The sequence below is a fragment of the Parasphingorhabdus sp. genome (assembly GCF_036964675.1).
Classification (GTDB): domain Bacteria; phylum Pseudomonadota; class Alphaproteobacteria; order Sphingomonadales; family Sphingomonadaceae; genus Parasphingorhabdus.
Genome location: NZ_JBALTF010000085.1, coordinates 1 through 9,018 on the forward strand (window position 1 = coordinate 1; position 9,018 = coordinate 9,018).

9 protein-coding genes are annotated in these 9,018 nt (G+C 56.0%); 4 read left to right on the forward strand and 5 right to left on the reverse strand.

Annotated elements, in window-relative coordinates; translation table 11 throughout:
- Positions 1-84: 84 nt before the first annotated feature.
- Positions 85-807: a hydroxyacylglutathione hydrolase gene (gene gloB, locus V7665_RS12230; RefSeq protein WP_335664814.1), complete on the reverse strand. Its 723-nt coding sequence runs from the start codon at positions 805-807 to the stop codon at positions 85-87.
- A gap of 177 nt (positions 808-984) precedes the next feature.
- On the opposite strand from gloB, the gene V7665_RS12235 reads away from it, so the two are divergent.
- A complete protein-coding gene (locus tag V7665_RS12235) occupies positions 985-2,643 on the forward strand; it encodes a sensor domain-containing diguanylate cyclase (RefSeq protein ID WP_335664815.1) in 1,659 nt (552 codons plus the stop codon).
- Between the two features lie 14 nt (positions 2,644-2,657).
- Here the strand turns inward: V7665_RS12235 and V7665_RS12240 are convergent, their stop codons facing one another.
- Positions 2,658-3,077 carry a VOC family protein gene (locus V7665_RS12240; RefSeq protein WP_335664822.1) on the reverse strand — a complete coding sequence of 140 codons (420 nt, stop codon included), beginning with the start codon at positions 3,075-3,077 and terminating at the stop codon, positions 2,658-2,660.
- A gap of 133 nt (positions 3,078-3,210) precedes the next feature.
- Here V7665_RS12240 and V7665_RS12245 point away from each other — a divergent pair, with 133 nt between their 5' ends.
- Positions 3,211-3,930, forward strand: a complete 720-nt coding sequence (locus V7665_RS12245; RefSeq protein ID WP_335664816.1) for an SIMPL domain-containing protein — start codon at positions 3,211-3,213, stop codon at positions 3,928-3,930.
- A gap of 435 nt (positions 3,931-4,365) precedes the next feature.
- Positions 4,366-5,673 (forward strand): ComEC/Rec2 family competence protein, encoded by a 1,308-nt coding sequence (locus tag V7665_RS12250; RefSeq protein ID WP_335664817.1) that lies wholly within the window; start codon positions 4,366-4,368, stop codon positions 5,671-5,673.
- 235 nt (positions 5,674-5,908) lie between these two features.
- Here the strand turns inward: V7665_RS12250 and V7665_RS12255 are convergent, their stop codons facing one another.
- The 3 genes from V7665_RS12255 to V7665_RS12265 form a co-directional block, all read right to left on the reverse strand.
- Positions 5,909-6,739 carry a tetratricopeptide repeat protein gene (locus tag V7665_RS12255; RefSeq protein ID WP_335664818.1) on the reverse strand — a complete coding sequence of 277 codons (831 nt, stop codon included), beginning with the start codon at positions 6,737-6,739 and terminating at the stop codon, positions 5,909-5,911.
- Positions 6,740-6,782: 43 nt separating this feature from the next.
- Positions 6,783-7,529 (reverse strand): alpha/beta hydrolase, encoded by a 747-nt coding sequence (locus V7665_RS12260; RefSeq protein ID WP_335664819.1) that lies wholly within the window; start codon positions 7,527-7,529, stop codon positions 6,783-6,785.
- A 179-nt stretch (positions 7,530-7,708) separates the two neighbouring features.
- Positions 7,709-8,056 (reverse strand): hypothetical protein, encoded by a 348-nt coding sequence (locus V7665_RS12265; RefSeq protein WP_335664820.1) that lies wholly within the window; start codon positions 8,054-8,056, stop codon positions 7,709-7,711.
- A 238-nt stretch (positions 8,057-8,294) separates the two neighbouring features.
- Between V7665_RS12265 and V7665_RS12270 the strand changes: the two genes are divergently transcribed.
- On the forward strand, positions 8,295-9,018 hold a 724-nt coding region (locus V7665_RS12270; protein ID WP_335664821.1), incomplete at its 3' end, for a TGS domain-containing protein.

Sequence of the window (9,018 nt, forward strand, 5' to 3'; positions counted from 1 at the left end):
CATGATCAGTCTCCTGTTTCCAGTCCTCCAAATGCGATGCATATAACAGGAAGCCGGCTGAACCGGGGATGAAACCGCCGGGCTTCAGAAATTGTCCTTCGCTGTCCGCCGCGCGCCCAGTTCCGCCGCCGAGGCCGCCCGCATGAACGGATTGGTGGCGCGCTCCAGTTCGATCGTCGTCGGCACCGTCGCCTCGCCGCGCGCGCGCATCGCGAGAACCTCGGTCATCCGTTGCTGCAGGGCGAGATTATCCGGCTCGGCGACCAGCGCATATTCGCCGTTGCTCTTGGTATATTCATGGGCGCAATAGATTTTGGTGGCGTCCGGCAGCGCCTCGAGCTTGCGCATATTGTCATACATTTGTTCGGCGGTGCCCTCGAACAATCGGCCGCAGCCCATGGCGAACAGGGTGTCGCCGACGAAAGCGACCTGTTCCGACGGGATGTGAAAGGCGATATGGCCGGCGGTATGGGCCGGCACGTCGATGACATCGGCAATCACTTCGCCGAGTCTGGCGGTGTCGCCTTGCTTGACCAATATGTCGAGGGTCGGGATCCGTTCCCGCTCCGCTTCCGGGCCGGTGATCCGGCAGCCGGTGGCCGCCTTGATCTCGGCATTGCCGCCGGTGTGATCGGGGTGCCAGTGGGTGTTCCAGATCTGGGTGATGGTCCAGCCGCGCTTTGCCGCCTCGGCCAGCACCGGCTCGGCCACCGCCGGATCGACGACCATCGTCTCTTTGGATTCGGGTTCATGGACCAGCCAGATATAATTATCTGACAATACGGGAATGCGGATGATTTCTAACATGGCGGGCAAATTAGGCCGCAAATTAAAACTTGTCGATGCTTAACCGTAAAATAGGGGTTTGGCTTTATTCAACACGACATTGCAGCAGTGATTTTTGGAAGGGGGCGCCATTTGCGCTTGTTTGTCGCGTTTCTGGCATATTTATGCCTCTGTTCCCCCGCTCTTGCCGAGGTAACAATGTCGGATGAACTGTGCACGCAAAGCAGCGCCATGGATGTCACGGTTTCGGCATTGTTGAAGTCCGGCAAGGCCTTTGATTGCTCCGACAATAAATATGCCGTCGAAGGGCCCCGGGTCTGGGTCAAAATTCCCTTTCTCGCCGACACGCTGCCCGCCGGAACGGTCGAGGTTCAGGGCGACAATAATGGCCTGACCACGATGCAGGTGCATGCGCTGCTCGACGATGGCACGCTGCTGTCGACCAACTACTCGGCGCGGGACGTCGCAAAACACTGGCGGTCCAAAGGGTCTTATGGCCTGCCCGTCCCGGGCACGGACAAGCCGGAGCTGCGCCAGCGGATCCGGACGGTCTATCTGGCGATCGACCATCCGAAAGTGGCCAGCTCGATCTCGCTGATCCAGCTCGCTTCGAAACAGAAATGGGACGAGATGACGCTGCCGCTGTCGATCATGTTTGCGGCGCTGTGCGGCATGGCGATCATGCCGCTGATCTACAACGCCTTCTTCTTTGGCGCGATGCGTTACAATTTCATGCTCTGGCACAGCGTGATGATTGGCGCGACCGTCTGCTATACGTTCAGCTCCTCCGGCCTGATCTTCCTGTTTTTCCCCGAAACCAGCCTGATCACCAAGATGCTGCTCAACTACTGGTCGCTGGCAATCGGGGTGGGCGCTGGCGGCTTTTTCCTGCTGCGCTTCGTCGAACCGGGCAAGATCGCCTCCTGGCTGCAAGTGTTGATCACCGCGACCGCCATGCTCCCGGTATTTGTCACGGCCTCGTTCCTGCAGATGGATGGCGGCTACAGCATGGACGCGCGCAACTATTATCACGCCTCCTTTCTGCCGGTCTTTTTCGTGGTGCTCTACGCGATGGGCCACGCACTGCGCCGGGGGAGCCAGGCGATCTGGTTCCAGATAGCGGGCTGGACCCCAATCATATTGTTCAGTTTCGACCGGGTAGCGCGTGGCATGGATCTCTATATCGGCTGGCCGATCCTGGACTATGGCCTCTATTTCACTTTGGTGCTGGAAACCATCATCCTTGCGCTCGGTGTCGCCAATCGGATTTTACGCCTGCGGCAACGGCATGAACATATATTGCGCGAGCAGGTCGAGCTGACCATGCTCGCCGATACTGACGGATTGACCATGATGCACAATCGCCGTGCCTTCGAGCGCGAGTTCGAAAGCAACCAGCACGATTATCGCTACAGCCATCTCGCGATTATCGACATTGATTTCTTCAAGCGGGTCAATGATCGCTATGGCCACGAGATCGGCGACCAGGTCTTGCGCGTGGTTGGCAAAACGCTGAGCGCGACGCCGCATTTCGCCGCCCGTATTGGCGGCGAGGAATTTACGCTGCTGATGCAGATGGAAAGCAGGGACAGGCGCAAAGCCTATCCGGCCAACGCGCTGACCGAAATTTGTGATATATTGATCAGGGCCGTGCATCATGAAGTTCCGGAAATCCAGGAGACGGTGACATTTTCGGTCGGCGTCGCTTCGATCAGCGCACGCGCCTCTCTGCGCAACGTGATGGCAACCGCAGACCGGCGTCTCTATGACGCCAAGCACAATGGCCGCAACCAGATTGTCTGGATCGATATTTCGGTGAAAAAACCCGCCAAGCCGGCAGGGAGCGCGTCGGTATAAAGGCCGTTAGCGGCTTACCACTCGCCGATATTTTCCATGCTCGCCCATGGCTCCTGAACCGGCAGGTTTTCGCCTTTTTGCAGCAGCTCGACGGAGATATTGTCCGGCGAACGCACAAACGCCATATGCCCGTCGCGCGGTGGCCGGTTGATGGTAACACCCGCATCGATCAGCGTCTGGCACAGCGCATAAATATCATCGACGGCATAAGCGAGATGTCCGAAATTGCGACCGCCGTGATATTGCTCGGGCGAACTGCCATCTTCCGGTGGCCAGTTATAGGTCAGTTCGACCTCGGCAACATCCTTCTGTCCCGGACCGGCCAGAAAAATCAGCGTGAAGCGGCCCTGTTCGCTGTCATAGCGACGGACTTCTTCCAGACCGAGAAGCCCGAAAAATGCAACGGTTGCTTCCGGATCACTGACCCTGAGCATGGTGTGCAGATATTTTATAGTCAAAGATAATCTCCATTCATCGCTATTCAGAAACGGTTCATCGCAGCTATCGCAAAGCCGAACCGGGTCATTTGAAACAGCCTAAGCGGCTTTTGAACGGAGGGAAAGAGCGATGAGCGAGAAATTTATCGAGAGCAAAAACAAGGTCTGGCTGGCGAGCGCCGGTCTGTTGACGATCGGCCTGATTATTGGCGGCTATTTGTTGGGCGATGGCCTGCTGCGTGCCAAAATGGCAGACCGAAGCGTCACCGTGCGGGGTCTTGCCGAACGCGAAGTTACCGCCGACCTTGCCACCTGGACCATCGCCTACAGCGCGCAATCCACCGACCTGCAAAGCGCGCAGATCGATATCGACCGCGACACCGATGCAATTACCAAGTTTTTCAAGGAACTTGGTTTCAAGGCGGACGCGCTCAAACCGACCGGGGCCAATGTAAACCAGTATAGCAACAACGGCGTCCCCCAATATACCATCCGCCAACGGCTCAGCCTGCGCACCGATGATATCGACAAGGCCCAGGCTGCGGTTGCCCGGCAATTCGATCTGGTCCGCCGCGGCGTTGTGCTCGAAGACGGTTCCGGGATGAGCTACACATTCACCAAGCTGGACGAGATCAAACCCGAAATGGTCGCCGAAGCCACCAAGGACGCGCGCAAGTCCGCCGAACAATTTGCCGAAGATAGCGGCACCGATGTCGGCGGGATCAAATCCGCTACCCAGGGCTATTTCAGCATCGACAGCCGCGACGGTGATGCCGGCGGCTATGGCGTGACCGATACGCCATACAAGAAGGTGCGCGTTGTGACGACGGTCAATTTTTATCTGGACTGACGGACTCCCTTTTTGCGTTCATATTTTCAAAGCGATGACACCTTTTTGGTCGGCCAACGCCTTGCGCAATTCAATCAGGCTTAGTCGGTTTCACGAAGGCAAGACTTGTGTTACATTAGCGTCCTGCGGTTTCTAATTCGCCAATAGGGATCCAGCTTCACGCAAGGCTGGACAAAAATTCGGGTCATGGTTTCATCGTTTCAGACGAGAGGAAATGACATGAATATTGGTGACGTATTTTTCATCTCTTATCCATTTGCGGTCCAATGGGAGGAGAAAGGAACTGCCTCTGAAACAAAAGGGAAAAGGCCGCTTAACCAGTTGCTTTGGGGAGACTGGGCCCGGATTGACGAAATTTCGGGATCTTGGGTCAAAATTCGCTCCCGTGGAAGAAATGGCTGGGTAAGAGAAGAAAATCTGCAACCAACGCGGATATTGGAAATCAATTTTATCGACGTCGGCCAGGGTGACGGCGCGCATATCCAGACCCCGGATGACAAGGCCATGATCATTGACGCGGGCCAAGCCGACAATATGTACAGATTTCTGCGCTGGCGCTTTGGCAAATTTGCCAAGACATTTACCTTTGAAAACATGGTTGTGACCCATCCTGACCAGGACCATTATTACGGCTTCAAGCCGCTGTTCGAGCACACCAAGGTGAAGATCAAAAAGCTGTTTCACAATTGCATCGTCGAACAGGTCACGAGCGGGAAAAGCTCACTCGGAAAGACAGAAAAACCGGCAGGCGTGACCAAACAGCATATTACCGGTATCGTGCTGACTCGAGACAATTTGAAGGAAATCACGGATTCTTCAGCCAAGCGTGGCGCTCGGCTTTATCCGAACCTGATGCATACAGCAGAAACCAGTGGCCGGGTTGGAGACATAGCGGGACTGCTGGCCAGCGAAGACCCGGCCAATCCTGCCTATCTGCCCGGATTTGCGCCAGCCGATAATCGCGGGATGACCATTAAAATACTTGGCCCATTCCCCACTACCCTGTCGAACGGCAAAGTGTCCCTGCCCAGTTTCGGCAGCAATGGCATCACCAAGAACGGTCACAGCGTAATTCTGCAGGTCGAAATTGGTCAGGTGAAAATTCAGCTTGGCGGAGATCTCAACGAAACTTCGCAAGATTATCTGCTCGAAAAATATACCGGACTGTCACATCCACCCAAAAATATGGAGGCGGAAATCGACATGATCGAGGCGGCACGTCCGCATTTTGAAGCCGATGTCACCAAGTCCTGTCACCACGGTAGCTCGGACGTTTCAACAACATTCATGCGCGCCGTCAATCCGATTGCAACCGTAGTTTCTAGCGGCGATGACGAACCGCACGGCCATCCACGACCGGACACGCTGGGCCTGATTGGCAAACACGGACGCGGAGAACGTCCGCTGATCTTCAGCACCGAACTGGCACGATCCTCGAAGGAAATCATCAAGCATCCCAATGTTGTCAGGAAGGAACTTCGTGATACGCTGCAGATCAATGAGGCGATTTTGGCGGACCCCGGTGCATCACCTTTGGCAAAGACGAATGCGGAAGCAAAAATTCAAAAGGCGCTTGAAAAAATCGAACGCAGCGTCGCCAACTATGGCATGATCAATTTGCGCACCGATGGCAAAAATATCTTACTCGCACAGCGATTGGAAACGGAGCGATCAAAAAAACAGCGATGGGACATTCATCTTCTTGAGCCCGACCAGAACAAGCGGCTAAAATATAGGCGATAGATCACTGGACCACTGCCAGTCGACAGGGCATCATCTCGAACCCCGGCGGCTGAAATCATCATTTCAAGCTTGGCGAACTGGTTGCTGCCTCAATCCGATCGCCGCTTCCATCTGGGAGATATTGGCGGAACAACCACGATATAAAATGGGTCATGGTTGATAAAGCAAAATACTTCGACAGCCGTCTTCCCGATATCAAACAAATCTAGCTCCACAAAGACTTAGCAATACAGACCTAATCTTCGACGCCGGTCACCAGCTGCTCGAGATATCGGGTGGCGGCCTTGGCAGCAGGGCTGTCGGGTCCAAATTTAATCGCTCGCTCCCAATTGCCCTTGGCATTCACCAGGTCGCCTGCTTCATAAGCGATATTCCCGGCTTCGAGCGCGACGGCTGGATCGGAAATGGCAAGCTTTGCCGCCGCCGCGATGTCCGTTTTGGCTTGTACGAGATCGCCCATCCGGCGTGCCAATGTGGCCGATAGCAGCCAACCGAGCGGATCCTGCGGGACCAGTTCGTGAACAAGGACAAATTCTTTCTTCCCCTGATCATATTGATCCAAAGCGACATATACGCGCGCCATATCAAGATGCACTTCGCCTTTCAGCAAACCGTCAAGCGTATCCTGCGCCAGCGCAGACCCAAAATATTTCAGGGCCGCAGCATGATTGCCACTGGCAAGCGCCGCATTGCCGGCCTGCGACCAGAAAATTGCACCGCGTTCGTCGCTCGCAGCTTGCGCGCCCTCTGCCGCCTGAACAAATTCCGGAATCGCCTTTGCCCAGTTCTCCAGTTCCGCATAAGCGAAGCCCAGACAATTGCGCGCCAGATATCCCCCGCCCTGGATTTGCCATTTATTCGCAGCGAGCAAACCATTGGCCGGATCGTCCGCCGCCTGGTCAACGCATTGATCAAACCGGATATCACTCGGCGTTTTTGGTTGGGGTGACGGGGCTTTGACGGATGCCTCGGGCCTGGCCTTTGATGGACGGAGCACGGGATCGATCGGAGAACCAAAAGGGGTCGCCGACTGCATCAACAGGGGAAGGAGTAATGACGAAATCATGGATGAAATGTCCGTTTCAGGCTGGAGTCAATGAGGCCAGAGATCATCCCAGTCGCGAAACCACATCAATCAGCAAGGCAATATCCTGATCCCGGGACAGGCGGTGATCGCCGTCCTTTACCAGATGGACCTGCACATCATCTGAACGGATTTTCCTGGCCGTCTCGAGACTATATTCCCATGGCACATCACTGTCCTTTTGCCCGTGCAGCAAACGCACCGCCCCATCAAAGGCAATTTCCTTGTGCAGCAGGCGGCTGGTTTCGCCCGACTGCCAGAATATCTGGGTGGTGACATAGGGATCGTCAGAATATTCGCTTGTTTCCTCCAGCTTGCCGTCCCGCAAAATGGTCAATTTCTGTTCCTGGGTGAAGCCCCAGTCGGTAAAGTCCGGTGCCGCAGCAATGCCCACCAGATTTTTTATCCGCATCGGACGCGACAGCGCGACCAGCAGCATCAGCCAGCCGCCCATCGACGAACCGATCAGGGTGATCGACCCCGAAGTCACCTTGTCGATCAGGAACAGCACATCCTCGCGCCAGTCGATCAGGCCTTGCTGCTCAAATTCTCCGCCACTGGCCCCGCACCCGGCATAGTCGAGCCGGAGCATGGCCCGGCCCTGCTGCTTCGCCCATGCGTCGAGCGCCAGTGCCTTGCTGCCTTCCATGTCCGACATATAGCCGGGCAGAAACACCATGGTTGTGCCTTTGACGCCCGGCTTGGGCGGCGTGTAGCAATAGGCCAGCGTCCCGCCGCCGGGACGGTCTAGGTAAAGGATATCGTCTTCCATATAGTCACCCAATTGTGCCCCCGCGAAGGCGGGGGTCCATCTCCCGCCCTATACTTCAAAAACGATTGATGAGAAGGCACGTTGACGCGAACTCAGTATCTCAATCACCTCTGTCGTTGGAACATTGTTCAGGAGATGGACACCTGCCTGCGCAGGTGCACCGGCGATTACACCACTCGTCAGGTAGCCGCAAAATAGACGATGCCCAGACAAAGAAAGGCAATGATCAGCATGCCGATATTGGATATCAGCGGCGGTTTGGGCTGAGGAAGCAGGGTGGACAGTTCGGCCGGAATGTCGCCCTTGATCCCGAGCTTCCATTTGGGCCGGCCTTTGATTCCATCCTCAAGCCCGAACACATGGAACTCGCCTTCCTTGCCGCGATATACCAGATCGCCGAAAAAATAGGCCTCGCTCCGCCATTGCTGTTCATAAAGCGAAAAGGTCTTGCCAAATACCTCAATCCGCACCCGGCGTTTCAGGGCGCTGTCACCATCGATAAGCCACGTGGTCGCAGGTTCAGACATTGGCGGAGCCTAAATCAACTTTAATCCCGACGCACCACAATTATTCACCCCTTCAATATTGCCGGAAAATTGTTCGATGGTCATCTCCAACAGCCTGGCATCCCTGAATGCCAGCGGCCACCATCTGATTTGGTTGACTTGAAACCCCAAAAGACTAAGTCAAAGCCAACCTGATGCAGGCTGGTTTCGCAGCCTTCTCTGGCCCTAACTTTGACAAACTTTGAGATGACCCGAGCCCATGACCGAGATGATCAAAATCACCCTTCCCGACGGCAGCACGCGTGAAGTGGCATCGGGCACTACTCCCGCACAGATTGCCGCCGACATCGGGCCTGGCCTTGCCAAAGCCGCACTGGCCGCAAAGATCGACGGCGAGCTGCGCGATATCATGCGGCCGCTGGTGCAAGATACCGAGCTCGCCTTGGTCACATCGCGCGACGAAGAAGATGCGCTGGAACTGGCGCGCCATGACTATGCCCATGTGCTGGCCGAAGCGGTGCAGAACATCTTCCCCGGCACGCAGATCACCTTTGGTCCGTCGACCGACGACGGCTTCTATTATGACTTTGCTCCCGCTGGCGATCCGTTTACCGACGAAGACCTGCCCAGAATCGAAGCAGAAATGCAGCGGATCATCGCCGCCGACAAGCCGCTCCGCCGGGAAGTCTGGGAGCGCGACGATCTGATCGCCCGCTGGCAGAAGGATGGCGAGACGTTCAAGGCCGAATGGGCCGCCGAGCTTCCCGAAGGCGACGAGATCACGGTTTACTGGTCCGGTGATGACTGGATGGACATGTGCCGCGGGCCGCATCTGGCCTCGACCGGCAAGCTCGACCCGAAAGCGTTCAAGCTGATGCGAGTGTCGGGTGCCTATTGGCGCGGCGATCAGCGCAATCCGCAATTGTCGCGTATTTATGGCACCGGCTGGCTCAACAAGAAACAGCTCAATGCGCATCTGCTGC

Excerpts from the sequence above, each read along its gene's own strand:
- V7665_RS12245 (WP_335664816.1), top strand. The coding sequence starts at position 3,211 with ATGAGCGAGAAATTTATCGAGAGCAAAAACAAGGTCTGGCTGGCGAGC.
- V7665_RS12240 (WP_335664822.1), bottom strand. The coding sequence starts at position 3,077 with ATGCTCAGGGTCAGTGATCCGGAAGCAACCGTTGCATTTTTCGGGCTT.
- V7665_RS12260 (WP_335664819.1), bottom strand. The coding sequence starts at position 7,529 with ATGGAAGACGATATCCTTTACCTAGACCGTCCCGGCGGCGGGACGCTG.
- gloB (WP_335664814.1), bottom strand. The coding sequence starts at position 807 with ATGTTAGAAATCATCCGCATTCCCGTATTGTCAGATAATTATATCTGG.
- V7665_RS12255 (WP_335664818.1), bottom strand. The coding sequence starts at position 6,739 with ATGATTTCGTCATTACTCCTTCCCCTGTTGATGCAGTCGGCGACCCCT.
- V7665_RS12235 (WP_335664815.1), top strand. The coding sequence starts at position 985 with ATGTCGGATGAACTGTGCACGCAAAGCAGCGCCATGGATGTCACGGTT.
- V7665_RS12265 (WP_335664820.1), bottom strand. The coding sequence starts at position 8,056 with ATGTCTGAACCTGCGACCACGTGGCTTATCGATGGTGACAGCGCCCTG.